Annotated in this window: 17 protein-coding genes; 11 read left to right on the top strand and 6 right to left on the bottom strand. The window is 72.7% G+C overall.

The annotated features are described in order from the left end of the window. Positions 1 to 15: 15 nt before the first annotated feature. Both AB0K15_RS05375 and acnA read right to left on the bottom strand, forming a co-directional pair. Positions 16 to 735, bottom strand: coding sequence for an MBL fold metallo-hydrolase (locus AB0K15_RS05375; RefSeq protein WP_364045836.1), 720 nt, complete (start codon positions 733 to 735; stop codon positions 16 to 18). Further along, positions 728 to 3,415, bottom strand: a complete 2,688-nt coding sequence (gene acnA, locus AB0K15_RS05370; RefSeq protein WP_364045834.1) for an aconitate hydratase AcnA — start codon at positions 3,413 to 3,415, stop codon at positions 728 to 730. Before acnA ends, AB0K15_RS05375 begins: the two co-directional genes overlap by 8 nt. Before the next feature lie 117 nt (positions 3,416 to 3,532). On the opposite strand from acnA, the gene AB0K15_RS05365 reads away from it, so the two are divergent. Then, a complete protein-coding gene (locus AB0K15_RS05365; protein ID WP_364045832.1) occupies positions 3,533 to 4,501 on the top strand; it encodes a threonine/serine dehydratase in 969 nt (322 codons plus the stop codon). Between the two features lie 68 nt (positions 4,502 to 4,569). On the opposite strand, the gene AB0K15_RS05360 is transcribed toward AB0K15_RS05365, so the two are convergent. Next, complete coding sequence (locus AB0K15_RS05360; RefSeq protein ID WP_364045830.1) at positions 4,570 to 6,126, bottom strand: gamma-glutamyltransferase; 1,557 nt, start codon at positions 6,124 to 6,126, stop codon at positions 4,570 to 4,572. Positions 6,127 to 6,241: 115 nt separating this feature from the next. On the opposite strand from AB0K15_RS05360, the gene AB0K15_RS05355 reads away from it, so the two are divergent. From AB0K15_RS05355 to AB0K15_RS05325, 7 genes are all read left to right on the top strand, one after another. Beyond that, positions 6,242 to 7,111: a MurR/RpiR family transcriptional regulator gene (locus AB0K15_RS05355; RefSeq protein WP_364045828.1), complete on the top strand. Its 870-nt coding sequence runs from the start codon at positions 6,242 to 6,244 to the stop codon at positions 7,109 to 7,111. A 20-nt stretch (positions 7,112 to 7,131) separates the two neighbouring features. Continuing rightward, entirely contained in the window at positions 7,132 to 8,079 is a 948-nt protein-coding gene (locus AB0K15_RS05350; RefSeq protein WP_364045826.1) for a pyridoxal-phosphate dependent enzyme, read from the top strand. Between the two features lie 111 nt (positions 8,080 to 8,190). Beyond that, a complete protein-coding gene (locus AB0K15_RS05345) occupies positions 8,191 to 9,522 on the top strand; it encodes a M14 family zinc carboxypeptidase (protein ID WP_364045824.1) in 1,332 nt (443 codons plus the stop codon). Positions 9,523 to 9,723: 201 nt separating this feature from the next. After that, complete coding sequence (locus AB0K15_RS05340; protein ID WP_364045822.1) at positions 9,724 to 10,839, top strand: alpha/beta fold hydrolase; 1,116 nt, start codon at positions 9,724 to 9,726, stop codon at positions 10,837 to 10,839. 1 nt (position 10,840) lies between these two features. After that, the gene (locus AB0K15_RS05335; RefSeq protein WP_364045820.1) at positions 10,841 to 11,734 is read left to right on the top strand and encodes an alpha/beta hydrolase; all 894 of its coding nucleotides are present in this window, start codon (positions 10,841 to 10,843) and stop codon (positions 11,732 to 11,734) included. Between the two features lie 10 nt (positions 11,735 to 11,744). Further along, complete coding sequence (locus tag AB0K15_RS05330; protein ID WP_364045818.1) at positions 11,745 to 12,533, top strand: enoyl-CoA hydratase/isomerase family protein; 789 nt, start codon at positions 11,745 to 11,747, stop codon at positions 12,531 to 12,533. A 142-nt stretch (positions 12,534 to 12,675) separates the two neighbouring features. Beyond that, positions 12,676 to 13,260 carry a CGNR zinc finger domain-containing protein gene (locus tag AB0K15_RS05325; RefSeq protein ID WP_364045816.1) on the top strand — a complete coding sequence of 195 codons (585 nt, stop codon included), beginning with the start codon at positions 12,676 to 12,678 and terminating at the stop codon, positions 13,258 to 13,260. Between the two features lie 42 nt (positions 13,261 to 13,302). Here AB0K15_RS05325 and AB0K15_RS05320 read toward each other — a convergent pair whose 3' ends face one another. After that, on the bottom strand, positions 13,303 to 13,863 hold the full coding sequence (locus tag AB0K15_RS05320; RefSeq protein WP_364045814.1) for a hypothetical protein: 561 nt from the start codon (positions 13,861 to 13,863) through the stop codon (positions 13,303 to 13,305). A gap of 286 nt (positions 13,864 to 14,149) precedes the next feature. Between AB0K15_RS05320 and AB0K15_RS05315 the strand changes: the two genes are divergently transcribed. After that, the gene (locus AB0K15_RS05315; protein ID WP_364045812.1) at positions 14,150 to 16,357 is read left to right on the top strand and encodes a phosphocholine-specific phospholipase C; all 2,208 of its coding nucleotides are present in this window, start codon (positions 14,150 to 14,152) and stop codon (positions 16,355 to 16,357) included. A 204-nt stretch (positions 16,358 to 16,561) separates the two neighbouring features. On the opposite strand, the gene AB0K15_RS05310 is transcribed toward AB0K15_RS05315, so the two are convergent. Next, positions 16,562 to 17,158: a hypothetical protein gene (locus tag AB0K15_RS05310; protein WP_220239294.1), complete on the bottom strand. Its 597-nt coding sequence runs from the start codon at positions 17,156 to 17,158 to the stop codon at positions 16,562 to 16,564. A gap of 335 nt (positions 17,159 to 17,493) precedes the next feature. Here AB0K15_RS05310 and AB0K15_RS05305 point away from each other — a divergent pair, with 335 nt between their 5' ends. Then, a complete protein-coding gene (locus AB0K15_RS05305) occupies positions 17,494 to 18,861 on the top strand; it encodes an MFS transporter (RefSeq protein ID WP_364046660.1) in 1,368 nt (455 codons plus the stop codon). After that, positions 18,858 to 19,325 (top strand): MarR family transcriptional regulator, encoded by a 468-nt coding sequence (locus tag AB0K15_RS05300; RefSeq protein WP_364045810.1) that lies wholly within the window; start codon positions 18,858 to 18,860, stop codon positions 19,323 to 19,325. The genes AB0K15_RS05305 and AB0K15_RS05300 overlap by 4 nt, the downstream gene beginning before the upstream one ends. Before the next feature lie 7 nt (positions 19,326 to 19,332). On the opposite strand, the gene AB0K15_RS05295 is transcribed toward AB0K15_RS05300, so the two are convergent. Continuing rightward, entirely contained in the window at positions 19,333 to 20,466 is a 1,134-nt protein-coding gene (locus AB0K15_RS05295) for a nucleotide pyrophosphatase/phosphodiesterase family protein (protein WP_364045808.1), read from the bottom strand. Between the last annotated feature and the right edge of the window lie 78 nt (positions 20,467 to 20,544).

Here is a 20,544-nt window from a genome sequence, read left to right as displayed (position 1 = left end):
GGCGGAGACCCGCGCCTAGACCGGCGCGGGCGGGTCGTCGGTCAGCGGGTCGGGCGCGCGCACGTCGAGGTCCACGCGCGGGAACAGGTACCGGCCGGGCAGCCCTGCCTCGATCGTGAACGGCCGGTCGTGGCCGGGGTACACCACGTCGGCTCGGGTCCGCACGAGCTCGATCGACGCGGCGGCCGCCTCCTCGCCCGCCGCCGCCGTGGTGCAGCGGCGGGCGCGCAGTGCGCGGGAAGAGGGGACGGCGTCGCCGGTGAGCAGCGCCGTGCCGTCGGCGGTCTCGACGGTGAGGCCGAGTGAACCCGCGGTGTGGCCGGGCAGCCCGGTGATCGTGACGCCGGGTGCCAGCCCGACCCCGTCGAGGCCGTCGAGCAGGGTCAAGCCGGCGAAGATCGCGTCCGTCCACGGGGGAGTGACCGGGTCGCCGGGCCCGGGTTCGCGTTCGGCCGGGTGCAGGAACACCTCGGCGTGGGTGAACAGATCGGCGTTCTGCACGTGGTCGTAGTGCGCGTGGGAGAGCACCAGGGTGTCGACGTCGCGCACGCCGAGGCCGTGGCGGGCCAGCGCCCGCTGCAACGCGCGGCGGCGGCCCGCGTGGCCGCAGTCGAACAGGATGCGCCGCCGCGGCGTCTGCACGAGGTAGACGCCGCAGAAGCCGATGCTGCCCTGGTCGGACGAGAGGCCGTAGCCGAGCAGCAGCGGGTCGACGACGGGCGCGGGATCAGTCAAGCTCACCTCGCAGGATCAGCCGGTGCACGTACGGCAGCACGCCGCCGTTCGCGTAGTAGGCGGCTTCGCGAGGGGTGTCGAGGCGGGCGCGGACGGAGAACTCGAACGCCGGCCGGTCCGCCGGGCGCACGCGCACCGTCAGCGGCCGCGCCGGATCCTCGACGACACCGGCGATCCCGGAGAGGTCGAACTCCTCCGTGCCGTCGAGCCCGAGCGAGGCCGCGCTGTCGCCGTCGAGGAACTGCAGCGGCAGCACGCCCAGCGCCACGAGATTGGACCGGTGGATCCGCTCGAACGACTGCGCCAGCACGGCTCGCACCTTCAGCAGCGAGGTCGTCTTCGCCGCCCAGTCACGCGACGAGCCGGTGCCGTACTCCTGGCCGGCGATCACGATCAACGGCACACCCGCCGCGGCATAGGACACCGAAGCCTCGTGGATGGGCACCAGCACGCCGTCCCGCGTGAAGTCGGGGGTGACGCCGCCGGCGGCGTCCGGGGCGAGCAGGTTGGCCAGCCGCGGGTTGGCGAAGCCGCCCCGCACCATGACCTCGAAGTTGCCGCGGCGCGAGGCGTAGGTGTTGAGGTCGGTCTCGCCCAGCGCGGTGAGATAGCGGCCCGCGCTGCTCGCCGCGGGGATGCGGCCGGCGGGGCTGATGTGGTCGGTGGTCACGGAGTCGCCCAGCAGCACCAGGGTGCGCGCGCCGGTCACGTCCGCGGGTGCGGCGACGGTTTCGGCCACCTCGTCGAGGAACGGCGGGCGCCGCAGGTACGTCGAGTCCGGCTCCCACGCGAAGTGGTGGCCCTCGGACGCGGGCACGCCGGCCCAGTGCTCGTCGCCGCCGAACACGTCCGTGTACGCCTCGCGGAACAGCTCGGGCGTGAGGTGCGCGCGCACGACCTCGTCGATCTCGGCGTCGTCCGGCCACAGGTCCGCGAGCAGCACGGGCTCGCCGTCGGCGCCGACACCCAGCGGCTCGGTCGTCAGGTCGTGCTCGACCGAACCGGCCAGCGCGTAGGCGACGACGAGCGGGGGAGAGGCGAGGTAGTTGAGGGACACGTCGTTGTTGATGCGGCCGTCGAAGTTCCGGTTGCCCGACAACACGGACGCCACCACGGCGCCGCGCTCGGCCACCGCCTCGGCGGCGGCGGGCAGCAGCGGGCCGGAGTTGCCGATGCACGTCATGCAGCCGTAGCCCACGAGCTGGAAACCCAGCTCGTCGAGCGGCCCGGTCAGCCCGGCCCGCGCCAGGTACTCGGTGACCGTCTTCGAACCCGGCGCGAGGCTCGTCTTCACCCACGGCTTCACCGTGAGCCCCCGCACGCGGGCGTTGCGCGCCAAGAGCCCTGCGGCGACCATCACGTGCGGGTTGGAGGTGTTGGTGCACGAGGTGATCGCCGCGATGGCAATGGCTCCGTCGGGAATCTCGCTTCCCTGTGGCTCTTCATCGCGAGAAGCGCGCACGCGCTCGATCGCGGCCGTGGCGTTGGCCGGCATGGCGGCGAGCGGCACGCGGTCCTGGGGACGCCGGGGTCCGGCCAGTGATGCCGTCACAGTGGAGAGGTCGATCCGCAGGCGCTCGTCGTAACGCGGGTTCGCGGCCGGATCGTGCCAGAGGCCCTGTTCCTTCGCGTAGGTCTCCACCGCCGCGACGTGACCGGGCGTGCGGCCGGTGAGGCGCAGGTAGCCGGTCGTCGCGTCGTCGATGGGGAACATCGCCGCGGTGGCGCCGAACTCGGGGCACATGTTGGAGATCGTCGCGCGGTGCGCGAGGGGGATCCGCGCCACGGCGTCGCCGGTGAACTCCACGAACTTCCCGACCACGCCGTGCGCGCGCAGGGTTTCCACGACGGTGAGCACGAGGTCGGTCGCGGTGACGCCGGGGCCGAGCTCGCCCGTGAGCTCCACGCCGACCACGGGCGGCACCAGCATGCTCAACGGCTGGCCCAGCAGCGCCACCTCCGCCTCCACGCCGCCGACACCCCACGCCAGCACGCCCAGCGCGTTGACCATCGTGGTGTGCGAGTCGGTGCCGGCGCAGGTGTCGGGGAACGCCCAGCCGTCGCGGCGTTCCACCACGCTCGCGAGGTACTCGAGGTTGATCTGGTGCATGATCCCGGTGCCGGGCGGCACCACGTGCACGCCGTCGAGCGTCTCGCCCCACTTGAGGAAGCGGTAGCGCTCGGCGTTGCGGGTGTACTCGATCTCGACGTTGCGGCGCAGGGCGTCGGCCCGGCCGGAGACCTCCGTGGCCACGGAGTGGTCCACGGTGAGGTGGCTCGGGATGCGCGGGCGCACGCTGCGCGGGTCACCGCCGGCCGCGGCGACGGCGTCGCGCAGCGCGGCCAGGTCCGTGAGCACGGGCACGCCGTTGGTGTCGTGCAGGAACACCCGGGAAGGGGAGAAGGCGACGACGTCGTGGGCGGCGTCGGAACCGCCGCGCACCAGAGCCGTGATGTGCTCGGCCGTGACGGTGTGGCCGTCTTCGTGCCGCAGCAGGTTCTCCAGCAGGATCTTGTGGCTCAGGGGCAGCCGTTCGGAGCCGGGGACGGCGTCGAGGCGGTGCACCCGGTAGCTCTCGCCGCCGAGGGCGAGGCGGGCGAGGCTGCCGAAGCTGTCGGGTCCTGCGGTGGCTGAGGTGGCTGCGGTCTTCGACGCTGCGGTGTTCGGCGCTGTACTCAAGGCGCTCCTTCCATACAGCTTATAGGCTATAATACGCTCGGAAGTGAGACCAGCGGCCCTGGCGGAGCGTCCGGGGCCCCATCCGGAGAACCCCCGAGAACCCCCGAGGAGCCCCGCGTGCCCACCCTCTTCGACCGCATTCTCGACGCGCACCAGGGCATCCGCCCGCAGGTGCCGGTGAGCACGCTCGAACGCAGCCGGCTGCTGTCGGACGAGCTCGGGTGCGAGGTGTGGCTCAAGACCGAGCACCTCATGCCCACCGGTTCGTTCAAGGTGCGCGGCTCGGCCAACAAGATCCGCGTGCTCGGCGAGAGCGCGAAGCGGACCGGCGTGATCACCGCGTCGACCGGCAACCACGGCCAGGGCGTGGCCCGCGCCGGCAACCTCGCCGGAGTCGGGGTCACGGTGTACGTCGCCTCCTCCACCACGCCGGCCAAGATGGCCGCGATCCGGGCGATGGGGGCCGAGCTCGTGGTGGTCGAGGGCGGCGCGCTCGACGCCGAGCAGGAGGCGCGCCGGCAGGCGGAGCGCCTCGGCAAGCCGTACGTGGCGCCCTACAACGACCTCGACACCGTCGCGGGCCAGGGCACGCTCGGCGTCGAGCTGGCCGAGCAGGCGCCCGACCTCGACGCCGTGTTCGTCTGCACCGGGGGCGGCGGCCTGATCGGCGGCACGGGCACGGCGCTGAAGCGGCTGAGCCCGCGGGCGAAGGTCGTCGGCGTGTGGCCGGAGGCCTCCACCTGCATGCTCGACTCGCTGAAGGCCGGCGAGATCATCGAGACGCCGGAGTTCCCGACGCTGTCCGACGGTTCGGCCGGCGCGGTGGAACCCGGTTCCGTCACCTTCGGCATCTGCCAGGAGGTGATCGACGAGACGGTCACGGTCACCGAGCCGGAGATCGCCCGCGCCATGCGCAAGATCGCCGAGGGTGAGCGCTGGATCGTCGAAGGCGCCGCGGGTGTCGCGGTCGCCGGCCTGATCCGCACGGCCGGGCAGTACCGGGGCAAGAAGGTCGCGGTCGTCCTCTGTGGACGCAACGTGGCGCTCGAGACGTTCCTGGGCGCGATGGCTCTCGCCCAGGAGTGAGCCGCGCAGGGTGGCGAGCCGGTCGCGGCTCGCCACCCGGGTCCTTCAACCGGGCCGCAGGCGCCCCGTCACGCCGGGACCACCGCGGCGGAGCCGTCGGAACGAGGATCGCTGCCGGCGGTGAAAGTGCCGTCCGGCGCGAGCGAGACGACATTGGTGTGGCCCAGGAACTCCGTGCGCGGCGGGACTTCCCGCAGCGGGAAGCCGTCGGCGGCCAGCTCCGCCACGGTCTCGGCCGCGAGGTCGGCTTCGTGGTGCACGGTGTCGGAGGACTGGCCCTCGGCCCGCGCGCCGACGACCCAGCGCGGCGCGCTCACGGCTTCCCGGGGCGAGTCGCCGGCGAGCAGCCGCAGCAGCACCTGTGCGTGGATCTGCGGCTGGCCGTGCCCGCCCATCGTCGAGCTGACCCAGCGGACGCGGCCGTCCTCGTGGGTGACGAGCACGGGCATCAGCGTGTGCTTGGGCCGCTTGCCCGGCGCGATCACGTTGGGGGAGCGGGGATCCAGCGAGAAGCTCGTGCCGCGGTTCTGCAGGATGACGCCGGTCTCCGGTTCCAGCAGGGCGGCGCCGAAGCTGTCGAACACGCTCTGGATGATCGACACGGCGTAACCCGCGGAATCGGCCGCTGCCACGCCCACGGTGTCGCCGCGGGGGATCGAGTGCGCCGTCACCACGTCGGCGGCGCGCGGGTCTCGCAGGCTCGCGATCAGCTCGGCGAACCCGTCGTTCTCGACGTCGGTGGCGGCGAACGCCGGGTCGGCCAGCAGGGTGTCGCGCACGCGTGTGCCGTCGTGGAACAGACGGCCCAGCACGGCGGCCGGGACCGTCCACGGAGTGGCGGCGAAGCCCAGCTCGGTGAGGGCCCGCACGGTCCGCAAGAGGGCGAACCCCTGGGTGTTGGGCGGGCTGGTGTGCACGCGGAACCCGCCCAGCGGCGCGGAGATCGCGGCGGTGTCCCGGGCCACGTACCCGGCGAGGTCCGTGGTCGTGAGGGGACAGCCGAGGGCCTGCAGGCCACGCACCAGGGCCGCGCCCACCGCGCCTTCGTAGAACTCGCCGGGTCCGCCGGCCGCGATCGCGCGCAGCGATTCCGCGAGGCGCGGTTGCACGAGCAGGTCGCCTTCGCGCAGCGACGCACCGAACACCGCACGCGATCCGGCGTCGGCGTCGAGGAGCGCCCGGTCGGTCACGAGAGCGGCGGCGAGCGAGCGCGCCACGGGGACGCCTTCGGCCGCGTACCCGATCGCGGCGTCGAACTGCGCGGACCAGTCCAGCGCGGCGCCGTGGCCGCGCAGTGCCTCCCAGCCGCGTACCGCGCCGGGCACGGTGACGGTGTCGGGGCCGCGTTCCGGCAGCCGGTCGCCGTGGCGGGCGCGCAGCGCGGCGAGGTCGCGGGCGGCCGGTGCCGTGCCGGTGGCGTTCACGCAGGTGATCGAGCCGTCGGGGGTGCGCACCAGGGCCACGAGGTCGCCGCCGAGCGCGGTGTTGTGCGGGTAGACGACCGTGAGCGCGGTGGCGGCCGCGAGTGCCGCGTCGAGGGCGTTGCCACCCGCGCGGAAGGCCTGTTCCCCGGCGTGGGTGGCGAGGGCGTGCGGCGAGGCGATGGCGCCGGTGATCGGGGACAAGGCAGCTCCTTCTTCGCGGCGGGCAGGTGTGCGCGGCGAGGCCCGGGGCAGTCCCGGCCCGGCGGGGTAAGCTGCGGTCACTGTAGCAGTGACGACAGAAACGGCACTAGCTGAATTGGATACTTCAGAACCGCGCACCCTCGCGAGCCGGGTCAACCACGAGTGGACTCGGCTGAGCAAGACCGAACGCGTCGTCGCGCGGTACCTCGTCGCGTCGCCGCCGCAGCGGATCATGCTGGCCACCGCCGGCGACATCGGCCGCACCACGGGCACTAGCGACGCCACGGTGGTCCGCACCGCGCGGCGGCTCGGGTACGCCGGGCTCCCGGACCTCAAAGCCGCGCTGGGCGCCCATTTCGGTGACGCCGCGCCCCCGCAGATCAGCGAGCGCCTCCAGCTCGCCCGCACGGCGCGGGACTTCTCGGCCACGGCCGAACGGGTCCTGGGTGACGCCCACGAGCGGATCACCGCGCTCGGCCGCAAGACCGACCCGGCCGCGCTGGCGCAGGCGCTGCAGCTCCTCGCGCCCGCGGCCACGGTCTTCTGCTACGGCTGGGGCGTCAACGAGCTGAGCGCCCGCTACCTCGCCCTGAAGCTGAACCGCATCGGCAAGTTCGCCGTCTTCTCCGGGGCCACGGGCTTCACCCTCGCCGACGACCTGCTCGGCCTCTCCGCCCGCCACGCCGTGGTGATCTTCGCACCTGGCCGCGCGTTGCCCGAGCTCGAACTGCTCGTCGCCCACGCGCGGGCCGCCGGCGCCGGGCTGATCCTCGTGACCGAGAACCTCGGCGAGGAGCTCACCGGCGCCGTGGACGTCGCACTGCGCGACGAGGCGTCCGCGGGTGGCCTCACCGCCGAGCCGCTCGGCGGGATGCTGCTGGCCGACATGCTCGTGCTCGCCACGATGGCCGTCGGACGCGACCCCGCCGTCGACACCTACGAACTGCTCACCCGCCTGCGCCGCGAACTCGCCCCGGAAGCCTGACCCGTCCCCGAAGGAGAGCCATGCCCCTGATCGCCGACGACATCCTCGACCAGGCAAGGGAAACGGTCGCGCGGAACCTCGCACCGACGCCGCTGCTGCCGTTCCACGCCGCCGGCCTCGACGTGCCGGTGTTCCTCAAGTACGAGGGCGCGCAGCCCACCGGCTCGTTCAAGGTCCGCGGCGGCGTCACCGCCCTCACCGCGTACGCCGCCGACGGGACGCCGGTCGTCACGGCCTCGGCAGGCAACCACGCACTCGGCATCGCCCACGCTTCGCGGCTGCTCGGCGCGAAGTCCACAGTGGTCGTTCCCGAAGACGGTTCCCCGGCCAAGATCTCGGCCCTGCGCACCTACCCGGTCGACCTCGTGCTCGCGCCGGGCGGCTACGACGGCGCGGAGGCGAAGGCGCTGGAGCTCGCGGCCGGCGGGATGAAGTTCGTGTCCGCCTACAACGACCCGTACGTGATCGCGGGTCAGAGCACGCTCGTCGGCGAGGTGGCCGGCAGCCTCGGCGAGGACTTCACGATCGTCGTGCCCACGGGCTCGGGCGGGCTGCTGGCCGGCACGGCGCTCGGCGCCGGTCGCGCGAAACCGGACGTGCGAGTGGTCGGCGTCGAATCCGCCGCCTGCCACGCCGTGTCCGCGGCGGTCGCGGCGGGACACCTCGTGACCGTGCCGGTGGGGGACACCATTGCCGACGGGCTGGTCGGCAACCTCGAACCGGGCACCATCACGCCCGACATCGTGCGCGAGGCCGGCGTCGAGCTCGTCGACGTCGACGAACCCGCGATCCGCCGGTCCGTCCGCGAGTTCGCGCTCACGACGGGGCTGGTGGCGGAAGGTTCGTCGGCCGCCGCGCTGGCCGCGCTGCGCGCGGGCCTGGTACCGCTCGACCGGCCGGTCGTGCTCGTGGTGTCCGGGCGCAACATCGCGGCCGAGCTGCTCGCCGCGATCCTCACGGAGGGCTGAGGCGGGAGTTCCGACTTTCGTGGGTGTGCCGGGTTTGTCCCGGGCCGCCACACTGTGCGTTGCGGGACGGTCACTGTCGGTCCGTCCCCCGACGCACCGTGAGGAGCCCCGATGAAGGTCAGGTCGTCGTGGAAGGCCGCGCTGGCGGCGGTCGGAGTGCTGGTGGCGGGCCTGGCGAGCGGCACCGCCGGCGCCACGGCCGCCGCGCCCGGGGACGGCGCGCCGGTGTTCTGGCGGGTGCCGGTGACCGCGGACCAGGTGGCGGGGCTCGCGCGCGCCGGGTTCGACGTCGCCGAGTCCGACCGCGAAGCCGCCTACGTCGTGGGCGACCAGGCCGTGGCCCGGAAGCTGCGGACGCTGGGGTACCGGCCGGCCTACTTCGACACCGTCTACAAGGACGTGCCCGCCGTCTCCGCGCGTGCGGCGGCCGACACCTTCTACGGCGGCTACCGCACCGTCGCCGCGCAGGAAGCGCACCTGACCCAGGTCGCCTCGGCGCACCCGGACCTCGCGACCGTGTACACGCTCGGCCCGTCGTGGAAGAAGGCCAAAGGGCAGGGCGGCCACGACCTGAAAGCCATCTGCCTCAGCAAGAAGCAGGCCGGCGACTGCACGCTGTCCACGACCTCGGCCAAGCCGAAGTTCGTGCTGATGGCCCAGATCCACGCTCGCGAGATCTCGACCGGCGAGCTCGCTTGGCGCTGGATCGACTACCTCGCCGACGGCTACGGGAGCGACACGACCGCGAAGTCCATTCTGGACACCACCGAGGTGTGGGTGATCCCGATCGCCAACCCCGACGGCGTGGACATCGTGGCCTCGGGCGGCAACTCGCCCAAGCTGCAGCGCAAGAACGCCGACAACACCCGCGGCGGCTGCTCCGGCACGAACGTCGGCATCGACGTCAACCGCAACTCCACGTTCCACTGGGGCGGGGACTCGAACTCGCCGTGCGCCGAGACCTACCAGGGCGCGAGCGCCGGCTCGGAGCCGGAAACCCAGGCGCTGGAGAAGTTCTTCCGGGCGATCTACCCCGTGCAGCGCGGCACCGGCACCAACGACCCGGCGCCGACGACCGCGCGCGGCACGATGATCACGCTGCACAGCTACGGCAACGACATCGTGATCCCGTGGGGCTTCACGCAGGCGAATTCGCCCAACGACGCGCAGTACCGCAAGCTGGGCGCGAAGTTCACCGCCTCCAACGGCTATCTCGTGGGCACCAACCGCGAGACCGTCGGCTACGACACGAGCGGCACCACCGACGACTTCACCTACGGCACCCTCGGCGTCGCCAGCTTCACCTTCGAGGTCGGCGCGTCGAGCGGCACGTGTGGCGGGTTCCTGCCGAAGTACTCGTGCGTGGACAGCACCTTCTGGCCGAAGAACAAGGGCGCGTTCATCACCGCCGCCCAGGCGGCCGCCGCGCCGTACCGGCAGTGAGTGACGGATGCGAAGTTCGTACGCTTCTGTCGTAACTCGGCACGAAGACGGTCTTGGACCGGGAACTCCCGGGCACTGACAGCGCACTGTGTGGTAGGCGTCACCTCGTGTGGCGCGTGACGTGACAGAAGCTAACGGTTTACGGTTAGGTCTCATGCCGGCAGTCACCCGACGCCGGGAGGACCTGATCGGGGAAGATCCATGGCCGAACCGACCGTCTTCGTGCACGGGTTCCTCGACGACCGCCGGGTCTGGGACGGGGTCATCGCTGCGCTGCCGTCCGGCGGCGAGTACGTGGCCGTGGACCTCGCCGGCTGCGGCGACCGTGCGGCGGAGACCGGGCCGTTCACCTACGACCGGTTCAAAGCCGACTTGCTGTCCACTGTGGACGCGATCGGTGGCCCGTTCCTGCTGGTGGGCCACAGCATGGGCTCGGCCGTGGCCGAGCTGGTCGCGGCGGCCCGCCCCGAGCTGACCAGCGGGCTCGTGCTCGTGAACCCGGTGCCGCTGGCGGGGACGCACCTGCCCGACGAGGCGATCGAGCCGTTCCGCGTACTCGGGGAAGCCGGGGCCGGGGCGCAGCGCGCGGCGCGGGCGAACCTGTCGCCGAACCTGAGCGCCGAGACCTCCGAACGCATCGGTGCGGCCGGGCTGCGCCTGCGTCCCGAGGTGGTGCGCGCGCTCGCCTCCTGCTGGAACAACGGCGCCCCGGAAGGGCACGAACCGAGCGGGTACCCGGGCCCGGTGCTCATCGTGCGCGGCGGAGACGACCCGTTCATCACGGCCGACCTCGTGGCCGACGCCGTCGCACCCCGCTTCGCCGCGCCCGTCACAGAGGTGGTCGGCGGAGCGGGCCACTGGACCCACGCCGAGGCGCCCGCTCGTCTCGCCGAGCTGATCGCCCGCTTCGCCGGAGGCCAGGCGCGCGGCTGGGCCGCGGGGTTCTCGCGCAAGACCGCCGGCGCGTTCGACGAGACGTTCGCCGAGGACGTCGTCCTCGAAGCCGCCGTCTTGCTCGCGCCCGTCGAAGGCCGGGAGAACGTGCGGCGCGTGATGGCCGCCGCCAGCGAGATTTACGAGTCGCTGCGGTTCACGCACCAGGCCGAGTCCGGCGAGCGCACCTACCTCGAGTGGGAGGCCGTGGCCTTCGGCGGCACGCGGCTGCTCGGCGTCACCGTGCTCACCAAGGACGAGTCAGGCCGGATCGTGCACGCGGCCATCCACCACCGCCCGCTCGGCGGCGCGCTGAAGTTCTCCGCGGAGCTGGGCAGGCGCCTGCCCGACCTCGCGGCCGCCCACTTCCACCAGGAGGATTGACATGACCACTCGAAGCGACGTCGAGTTCGCCGGCGAGGACGGCGTGACCCTGCGCGGCTGGCTGTTCGTGCCGGACGCGCCGGGCCCGCGGCCCGCCATCACCATGGCCCACGGCTACGCCGGGGTGAAGGAACACGGCCTCGAGCGCTTCGCCGAGGCGTTCGCCGACGTGGGGTTCGTGGTGCTGGTGCACGACCACCGCACGTTCGGCGCCAGTGACGGCACCCCGCGCCAGGACGTGGACCCCTGGCGTCAGATCGCCGACTGGCGCCGTGCGATCACCTACCTCGAGGCCCGCCCCGAGGTCGACGCGGAGCGGATCGGCCTGTGGGGCACCAGCTACGCCGGTGGCCACGCGATCGTGCTGGGCGCGACCGACCGGCGGCTGAAGGCCGTGGTCGCGCAGGTGCCGACGATCAGCGGGGTCGAACAGGGCCTGCGCCGCGTGCCGCCGGACGCGATCGCCGCGCTGGAGCACGCGTTCGCCGAGGACGACCGCGCCGTCGGCCGCGGTGAACCGCCGCGCAGCCAGGCGATCGTGAGCGCGGACCCGGCCGTGCCCGCCTCCTACCGCGCGCCCGACGCGATCGGTTTCTACCTGCAGGACATCCCCGAGGGCGTCTGGGGGAACCAGGTCACCGTGCGCTCCACGCGCGCCGCGCGCATGTACGAGCCGGGTGCGTGGATCAGCCGGGTGTCGCCGACGCCGCTGCTGCTCGTGGTCGCGCTCGACGACACGATCACCGTGACCGACCTCGCGCTCGCCGCCTACGAACGCGCTCTGCAGCCGAAGAAGCTCGAGCTGATTCCGGGCGGGCACTTCGACCCGTACGTCACCGAGTTCGCCCGCTCCAGTGCCGCCGCGCGGTCCTGGTTCGAGCAGCACCTGTCCTGAGGAGCCCGCCGTGCCACAGCTTTCCCTGACCCGAGACGGCGCCGTCGCCGTGCTCACGCTCGACAACCCGCCGCAGAACCGCATCGGCGTCCCGATGACGACGGAGCTCGTGGCCGCCGTCGACGAGATCACCTCCAGCGGCGCCCGTGCCGTCGTGCTGCGCGCCGAAGGCCCCGACTTCAGCTACGGCGGCGACATCGTGCCGTGGGAAGGGCAGGACGTGCGCGCGCTGCGCGCGTCGTTCGAGCTCTTCCTGCGCGCGTTCAACGCGTTCGAGCAGGTGTCGGTGCCGGTGATCGCCGCGGTGCACGGGTTGTGCTTCGGCGGCGGCTTCGAGCTGGCGCTGCGGGCCGACGTGCTCTTCGCGGGCGAGTCGGCCCGGTTCGGCCACCCCGAGCAGACGCTGGGGATCGTGACGCTGCTGGGCGGGATCCACCGCGTCGCCGCGCGGGCGGGCCGGGCGCGGGCGATGGAGTGGGCGCTCACCTCCGAACCGGTGCCGGCGGCGGAGATGGCCGAGGCCGGCGTCGTCAACCGGGTCGTCCCGGACGAGCAGGTGTTCGCCGAGGCGCTGGCGTTCGCGCGCCGTGTGGCGCAGGGCCCGACCCGGGCGCACGCGGTGCACAAGGCGCTGCTGCGCACGTGGGAGGTCGGCGGCACGGCGGCCGCGGACCAGGTGCTGTTCGACCTCTCGATGCCGCTGTTCGAGACCGGCGACGCACGCCGCGGCCTGGCCTCGGCGATCGCCGCGTACCAGGCGGGGCAGCCGCGGCCGGTGCTGACGTTCGACGGGCAGTGAGGAGCCCGAGGCGACGCAGCCGAACGTCGACCACCTGCGTCGGACCGGGCGGAATGCCGTTTCCGTCTTGCCCGCGGCCCGGGCGCGGTATAGTCGACTCGACAGAGTTGAGGACGTGATGGCTCTGCCGGAAGGAGTGCGGATGAACTGGCCCGCGACGGACCGCTACGAGCTCCAGGTGAGCCCGGACGGGCTGGGTTTCGTGCACGACCTGCTCAACACGCTCTCGGCCGGCAAACCCCGCGAGAAGGACCTGCTCGACGAAGCAGGCGACGCGCAGAAGTGGCTCGACAGCGCGCTGGCCCGGTGGGCCGAGGTCACCGAACGCCCGGCCGAACGCGTCGAGCTGACCGGCGACGACGTCGAGCGCCTGCGCGACCTGCGCGAGGAGCTGCGCGACTTCACCGACCACGACCCCGAAGCCGGCACGACCCTGCTGCACAGCGCGCCCGTGCTGCTGCAGCCCGGCGCCGACGGCCGGATCCGGCCCGAGCCCCGCGGCACCGGCTGGCGGCGCGTGGCGTCGATCGTGCTGATCGAGGTGCTGGAGGCGCAGCGCGCCGACCGTTGGCGGCGCCTCAAGACCTGCCGCAACAAGCGCTGCGCGGTCGCCTTCTACGACCGCTCCCGCAACAACAGCGGCGTGTGGCACAACGTGCAGGTGTGCGGCAACGCGGTCAACCTGCGCGCCTACCGCGCCCGCCGGCGCACCCAGCAGGGCAGCTGAACCGAGCGGGTGCCCGGCCCCCGAGCCCGGGCACCCGTCCCGTCAGTACGGCATCTCGTGGATGTCGGTGATCTGGTCGGCGGCGTTCACGGCGGCGTCGGCGAACAGCCCGCCGCCGGCGTAGTGGTTCAGCACGGTCTCCAGCTCGATCCCGGTCGAGCACTCGGTCGGCGGGCACGTCTCGAACGGGAACCCGGCGGGGTCGACGGACTCGATCGTCGCGTTCGGGGCCAGCGGCAGCCGGTGCGCACCCGGCACGTCGACGAGGTGCGGGCCGGCCCCGCCGTCGGGCGCCAGCGTGACGAGGGAGAACTCCGCCATTCCGCTCGCGCGGTCGTAGCGGGTGAACCGCACCTCGAGGCTCTTGCCCGGAAACTTCAGGCCGGCGGCCGCGGCCGGCTGCGCGGACCGGCCCGGCTGCTGCGCGGAAGCCGGCGGGGCCGCCGGAGCCCGCGTCGCGGACGGTGCCGCGGAGGTGGACAACGGCGCCGACGGCACCGGTGCCGTCGGCACGGCGGGCGCGCCCGTGCACGCGGTGGCGAGCACGGCCGCCGAGACGGAAGCGGCAGCGAGAGCGCCTCTGAACACGGTTGTCCGCGTCATGTGATCATGCCCCCAGAATTCGCGAAAAGCTTGCTGTCACGGGCAAAGACGGCTGTACGAGTCCGGCGTTGCGGCTGTGACCAACCCGTGACGCGGGGTGCCCTCACGGTGGCCGGGTGTCCGCTCTGTCCGGTGTGGACTGCGCCGGTCGGCCGAGCCCCGCCACGGTTCCGACGCGCGTCGGGGAGTGTTCAGCCGGAGTTCGCCCCGAACCGGTTCCGCGACCGTAGGTTTCGGCCGTCCCGCGCTCCTGGCGCGTGCCGGCCGTTACCGGAGGTTCTCACCCATGTCCGATCTTTCCCGAAGAGGTTTCCTCGGCGCAGCCGCGGCGGTCACCGGTGCTGCGGTCGTCGGCGGCGGTGGGCTGGCCGCCACCGACGCCGAGGCGTCGCCTCGGCCGCCCGTCCCGTCGAAGCGGTACGGAGACCTGCGGGACATCAAGCACGTGGTGATCCTGATGCAGGAGAACCGCAGCTTCGACCACTACTTCGGCTCGCTGAAGGGTGTTCGCGGCTTCGGCGACCGCTCCGCGATCACGCTGCCCGGCGGCAGCTCGGTGTTCCAGCAGCCGACGACGGCACCCGGCACCCCGGCCACGGGCAGCCAGTACCCGTGGAAGCTCTCCGACGCCAAGGTGTCGCAGTACCCGGCCAACCACCAGCCGCCCACCTCCGAGGTCGGCGCGCAGGGCTACGGCGGCACCTCGCACAGCTGGGACGACCAGCACGGCGCCTGGTACGGCGGCCTCATGAACGGCTGGTACTACGCCAAGGGCGGCCCGACCACGCTCGGCTACCTCGACCGCTCGGACATCCCGTTCCACTACGCGCTGGCCGACGCGTTCACCGTCGGCGACGCCTACCACTGCTCCGTGCTCAGCGCGACCGGCCCGAACCGCACCTACCTGTGGAGCGGCTCGATCAACGCCGACAAGAAGCACGGCGACTACGTGGCCTTCAACGGCGGCGACGAGCTCGGCAAGCACCTGCTGTGGGAGACCTACGCCGAGTCCCTGCAGAAGGCCGGCTACTCGTGGAAGCTCTACCAGGGCTCCGACAACTACGGCGACAACGGTCTCGAGTACTTCGACACCTTCGCCAAGCTCGACCCGTCGCAGGGCGGCACCGCGGCGCCCGGCAACGTGTTCTACGACAAGGGCGTGGCGATCGTCCCCGAGCCGCACGCCGGCCTGAGCGCCAACGCCGACAACCTCACCGACGCGCTGCGCGCCGACGTGGTGGCGGGCAAGCTGGCGAAGGTCTCGTGGATGGTCACGAACCAGGCCTTCTCCGAGCACCCGGACGGTTCGCCGAACGACGGTGCCTACTACGTCAACAACGTCCTCGAGGCCCTCAACGCCGACCCCGAGGTCTTCAACTCGACGCTCGTGATCATCGACTACGACGAGAACGACGGCCAGTTCGACCACGTGCCGCCGCCGGTGCCCGCGCCCGGTACCGACAACGAGTTCTACCTCGAGGCCTCCGGCGCGCTCGCCACCGCCGGCCTCACCCAGCCGATGCCCGTGGGCCTCGGCTTCCGCGTGCCGCTGCTGCTGATCTCGCCGTGGACCCGCGGTGGCTGGGTGACCTCGGAGGTCTCCGACCACACGTCGGTGATCCAGTTCCTCGAGAAGTGGACTGAGGCGCTCGGCAAGACCGCGCACTGCCCGAACATCAGCGCCTGGCGCCGCAGCGTCTGCGGTGACCTGACGGCCGCGTTCGACTTCCGCTCGCCGGTGTACGGCCTGCCGCGGCTGCCGAAGACCACCGTGATCGGCGACCCGGTCGGCGGTTCGTACCAGCCGCCGGTGACCACGAACAAGATGCCGAAGCAGGAGCCGGGCACCAAGAAGGCCCGCGCTCTGCCGTACCAGCCGAACGCGAACCTCGAGGGGTTCACCACCTCGCACGGCTCGGCCCAGGCGAAGCTGTCGTTCAGCAACAACGGCAAGCACGTGCGCAAGGCCAGCCACTTCGCCGTGTACGACAACACCCAGGCGACCCCGTCGCTGAAGGACTACCCGGCGAAGTTCCCGGGCCAGTACACGGTCGCGCCGTCGAGCACGATCTGGGACAAGACCGTGCCGGGTGCGGTGCAGCTCGACGGGAACCGCTACGACATCACGGTGGTGGGCCCGAACCGGTTCCTGCGCCAGTTCACCGGCGACCTCGACGCCGCCGGTCACACCGCGAAGGTCACCGCCGCCTACTTCGACGGCATCCTCGGTTTCGGCTCGCGGCCGCGGCTGCTGCTGGAGCTGGAGAACGACGGTTCGCGGCCGGTCACCTTCACCGTGAAGCACAACCAGTACTCGGACGACCGTCCGAAGACCTACCGCGTGCCCGCGCACGGCCGCGCGCTGCACTCGATCGACCCGTGCGGTTCGGACCACGGCTGGTACGACGTGACCGTGACCCTGGACGCTGACAAGTCCTGGTCGCGCCGCTACGCGGGCCACCTCGAGGACGGCTCGGACAGCATCACCGGCTGACGCCGGAGCGTGGCAAGGGCGCGGGTGCGCGAGGGAAGGCTCGCGCACCCGCGCCCACACCAGGTCATCGCCCGGGCCCGTCGCCGCGCACCCGCCGCACCGGTGGAGTGCCCGTTTCTCGTGGCGGAGTGCCCGAAGGACACGTGCGTTTACCCGCCACGTGTCACGTGGCGGGCCAACCGGCCTCGACCGGGACGAGCCGGCTCAGCTGGTGATCTCGATGTCGGGCAGCTCGTCGAGCTTGCCCTTCGGCAGCTCTTCGACGGCGGCGAACACCTTCTTCTGGTGCTCCTTGATGCGCTCGTCGAGCAGGCGGCTCAGCTCGAAGGCGAGCCGGCCGGTCTGGCGGACGGTGAGGTCGTCGACGAGCGGGTGGATCGCCGAGGTGATCACGATGCCCTCGGGGCTCCCGTCGGCCGCCTGCGAGACCCCGATCGAGTAGACCTCGCGCGGGTTGGCCTCGCCGAGCACCAGGTGCTTGCGGATCTTGCGCAGCAGCCCGTGCCATTCGAGCACCTCGCCCTGCACACCGGTGGCCTTGAGGTCGTCCTCGGTCAGGCCCATGCCGCGCTCGCCGGGGCGGAAGCATCGCGCGTAGGAGTTCAGCGCCGAAACCCACAGCGATTCGATCAGCACGGGGTCGCGTTGTGCCTCGCCGCGTTCGAGCTCGACGACCAGGCGTTCGCAACAGCGCAGCGTGAACTGCAGGTCGTCGAAGATCGCCGCGAGGTCGGCCAGCGCGAGCGCCAGCGGAGTCCTGAGCTGGCGCGCGTTCTTGACCGGTGCCGTGGGTTGGGACATCCGGGACGCTCCTGTCCTGCCGGTGCGAGTGTTGCGGCCATCACACCGCACCTCGGTGGGTTTGCGTGTCTCAATGTGCGACAGCGTTATTGGCCCCGCCTCCGGCAGGGCGTGCGAGATCGCCTTTGAGTCGGTGTTTCGTCGGGCCGGTCGGAGCGGCCTGGCGGCCGATCGGACAGTCCCGACGAAACACCGGCGCGATCTCGCTGGTGGGTTGCGTCGATCATTCGGGTACAGAGTTAGTTGTGTGGCATTGATCGCGTGGAGGTGGCGAAGTCTCCGGCAAAGTAGTTCTGTAGGAGAACGAACTGTCGGCGAAGGGGGCCGCTGTGGCGATGCTGGTGGAGCGACCACGGCCGCGGGTGGTGCGCGAGCACCGGCTCGCGGGCTGGTTCGCGGTGGGCGCGGTGTGTTTCGGCGCGTTCATGGGCCAGCTGGACGCGAGCATCGTCACGCTCACGTTCCCGGCGCTGCAGCGCGAGTTCGGCGAGCCGCTGGCGGCGGTGCAGTGGGTGTCGCTGGCCTACCTGCTGACGCTGGTGGGGCTGCTCGCCGCGGTCGGCCGGCTCGCGGACGCCCACGGCCGCAAGCTCACCTACGTCTACGGCTTCGGCGTCTTCACCGCGGCGTCGATCGCGTGCGGGCTGGCGCCGACGCTGACGTGGCTCGTCGTGTGCCGCGTGGTGCAGGCGCTCGGCGCGGCGATGCTGCAGGCCAACAGCGTCGCGCTGGTGGTGGGCAGCGTGCGCCGCGAGAAGATGCGCGCGGCGCTCGGGGTGCAAGCCGCCGCGCAGGCGCTCGGCCTCGCGCTCGGGCCCGCGGTCGGCGGGCTGCTCGTGGACACCGTCGGCTGGCGGTGGGTGTTCCTGGTCAACGCGCCGGTCGGCCTCGTCGGGCTGATCGCCGGGCGGTACCTGCTGCCGCGCACCCGCGAGCGCACGCCGCTGGGCCGCTTCGACGGCGCGGGCGTGGCCCTGCTGGCCACGGCGTCGACCGCGCTGCTGCTGGCGATCTCGGGCCTGTCGGGGCTGGCGCTGCCCGGCTGGGCCGCGCCGGCGCTGTTCGTGGCGGGTGTGGTCGCGGCCGGCGCGTTCGTGCTGCGCGAGAACTCGGCCGCGAGCCCGATCCTGCGCCTGGCGGTGCTGCGGCCGCCGGTCGTGTCGTTCGGCCTGGCCGGCGCGCTGTGCGGGTACCTCGTGCTGTTCGGGCCGCTGGCACTGTTGCCGCAGGTCCTGGGCGCGCACGGAGCGACCGGCGCGGTGCTCACGAGCCTGCCGGCCGGGTTCGCGGTCGCCGCCGTGACCGCCGACCGCGTGCTGCCCGCCGGGCTCGGGTCCCGCGTCCGCATCGGCGCCGGAGCGGCCCTGGCGGCGGTCGGCTGCGCCGTGCTGGTGGGGGTGTCCGGTCCATGGGAAACAGGCGTGTCGCTGTTCGCGGTGGGGCTCGGTCTGGGAGTGTTCATCCCGGCGAACAACTCGGCCGTCATGGGCGCCATCCCCACCCGGATGTCGGCCACCGGAGGAGGTCTGGTGAACATGGCCCGCGGACTCGGCACGGCGCTGGGCGTGGCACTGGTGACGTTGTGCCTGCACGCAGGGGGAACCGGCGGCCGCGCGCTCGCGCTCGCCGTCCTGGCCGTGGCGGCGGTGCTCGCCGCCGGCACGGGTCTCGCCGCCGGCCCCCGTACCTCCCGCACCGCATGACGCCCGAGCCGAACCTCGCCGACGTCGTCGCCCGCCTCCGGCGCGCCATGCGCCGCGCCGCGCGCACGGCCGACCCGGACAACACGCTGTCGGTCGCGCAGCTCGAACTGCTCTCGTGCCTGGCCGAGAACCCCGGCGCGCGCCCGAGCCGCGTCGCCCAGCTGCTGAAGCTGGCACCGAACTCCGTCACGACCATGGTCACCGGCCTGCGGGCGCGCGACCTCGTCACGCGCACCAGCGGCAGTGAGGACCGGCGGACGGTCGAGCTCGAACTGACCGAGAGCGGGCGCGCGGCCGTGGAGCGCTACAAGCACCACAACGCCGAGATCCTCGCCGCCGCGATCGACCGGCTGCACCCGGCGTGGCGGCACCTGATCGCGTCGGCCATTCCGGCGCTGGCCGAGCTCGTGGGCGCCATCGACCAGCTCGCCGAGACCGGCCCGCCGCACACCCAACGTCCATAACGGACGGTCAGACGCGGGCGATCGCCAGCGGTACCAGCAGTTCTTCGTCGGTCACCGAGCCGTGCTGGCCCGTCATGCGGCTCAGCCGCGGCTCGGCCTCGGTGCGGACGACGGCGGTCCTCCCGCGGGCCGCGACGACGACGTCGCCGATGCGGGGGAGCACGGCTTCGGCCACGCGCGGGCCGAACCAGCCCGCCGCGACGGCCTCCTCGCGGCCGAGCACCCACGCCCGCTCGCCGAGGGTTTCGCGCCACGCGGCTCGCACGTCGGATGCCGCGCCCTCGACGGTGTAGACGTGGCGGGCGCGGGCCTCGCCACCCACGGTGCGGACCCCGGCCTGCAGCGCGGGTTCGGCGTCGTAGTCGACGCGCTCGCCGACGGTGACCATGCCGTGGTCGGCCGTCACGATCAGGGCCGCGCCATTCGGCAGGCTGCCGGCGATCGTCTCGGCCAGGCGGTCGACGTAGGACAGCTGGTAGAGCCATGGGGTGCTGCCGGGGCCGTGGACGTGCCCGAGCAGGTCGAGGTCGGCGTGGTAGGCGTAGCAGAGGCTCCGCGGCTGTGCCAGCGCTTCGGCGACGGCTGCGGTGAGGTCGCCGAGCGCGTGGACGCCCTGGAACTCCCCGCCGCGCAGGGCCGCGCGGGTGAGCCCGCTGTCGCGCTGGTCGCGGGGCCCGACCACGCGCACGGCGACCCCGGCTCCCGCCGCGCGTTCGAACGCCGTCGGGCGCGGCTGCAGCTGCTCCGGCACGACCCGCTCGCGCAGGTCGATCGGCTTGCCGCCGGTGTGGCGGCGCCAGCCGAGGACGTTGAGCAGGTCGCGCCCGGCGTCGAACGCGTACCCGACCACACCGTGCTCGCCCGGCGTCAGGCCGGTGCCCAGCGACGCGACGCTGGTCGCCGTGGTGCTGGGGAAGCCCGCGGTGAGCGGGCGCGCGGACAGCCGCGTCAAAAAGGGCGCGGCGCCGGCGTGCTCTCGGAGCGACGTCCAGCCCAGGCCGTCGACGAGCAGCACGCACACGCGGTCGGCGGCGGGCAGGCCGAGCGGGTTGCGCTCACCGTCGACGCCGAGCCCGGCGAGCGCCGAGGGGACGACGTCGGCGAGCGTGCCCGCCGCGTACCGCTGCGCGAGATCTTCCATGCGCCTCACCCTAAGGCGACAGACCCGGCGTAAGGATTCGGAAACGGGGCCACGCGGTTTCGTGGCGTACAAAGGGAC

It is taken from the genome of Amycolatopsis sp. NPDC049253 (assembly GCF_040678995.1).
GTDB lineage: Bacteria > Actinomycetota > Actinomycetes > Mycobacteriales > Pseudonocardiaceae > Amycolatopsis.
The sequence above is the reverse complement of the archived record's forward strand: the minus strand, read 5'-3'. Positions and strand labels throughout refer to the sequence as shown.

Bases quoted from the DNA above. Each gene is read 5' to 3' on its own strand.
- AB0K15_RS05310 (WP_220239294.1), bottom strand. From the start codon at position 17,158: ATGTCCCAACCCACGGCACCGGTCAAGAACGCGCGCCAGCTCAGGACT.
- AB0K15_RS05335 (WP_364045820.1), top strand. From the start codon at position 10,841: ATGACCACTCGAAGCGACGTCGAGTTCGCCGGCGAGGACGGCGTGACC.
- AB0K15_RS05295 (WP_364045808.1), bottom strand. From the start codon at position 20,466: ATGGAAGATCTCGCGCAGCGGTACGCGGCGGGCACGCTCGCCGACGTC.
- AB0K15_RS05350 (WP_364045826.1), top strand. From the start codon at position 7,132: ATGCCCCTGATCGCCGACGACATCCTCGACCAGGCAAGGGAAACGGTC.
- AB0K15_RS05305 (WP_364046660.1), top strand. From the start codon at position 17,494: ATGCTGGTGGAGCGACCACGGCCGCGGGTGGTGCGCGAGCACCGGCTC.
- AB0K15_RS05345 (WP_364045824.1), top strand. From the start codon at position 8,191: ATGAAGGTCAGGTCGTCGTGGAAGGCCGCGCTGGCGGCGGTCGGAGTG.
- AB0K15_RS05300 (WP_364045810.1), top strand. From the start codon at position 18,858: ATGACGCCCGAGCCGAACCTCGCCGACGTCGTCGCCCGCCTCCGGCGC.
- AB0K15_RS05340 (WP_364045822.1), top strand. From the start codon at position 9,724: ATGGCCGAACCGACCGTCTTCGTGCACGGGTTCCTCGACGACCGCCGG.
- AB0K15_RS05325 (WP_364045816.1), top strand. From the start codon at position 12,676: ATGAACTGGCCCGCGACGGACCGCTACGAGCTCCAGGTGAGCCCGGAC.
- AB0K15_RS05320 (WP_364045814.1), bottom strand. From the start codon at position 13,863: ATGACGCGGACAACCGTGTTCAGAGGCGCTCTCGCTGCCGCTTCCGTC.
- AB0K15_RS05315 (WP_364045812.1), top strand. From the start codon at position 14,150: ATGTCCGATCTTTCCCGAAGAGGTTTCCTCGGCGCAGCCGCGGCGGTC.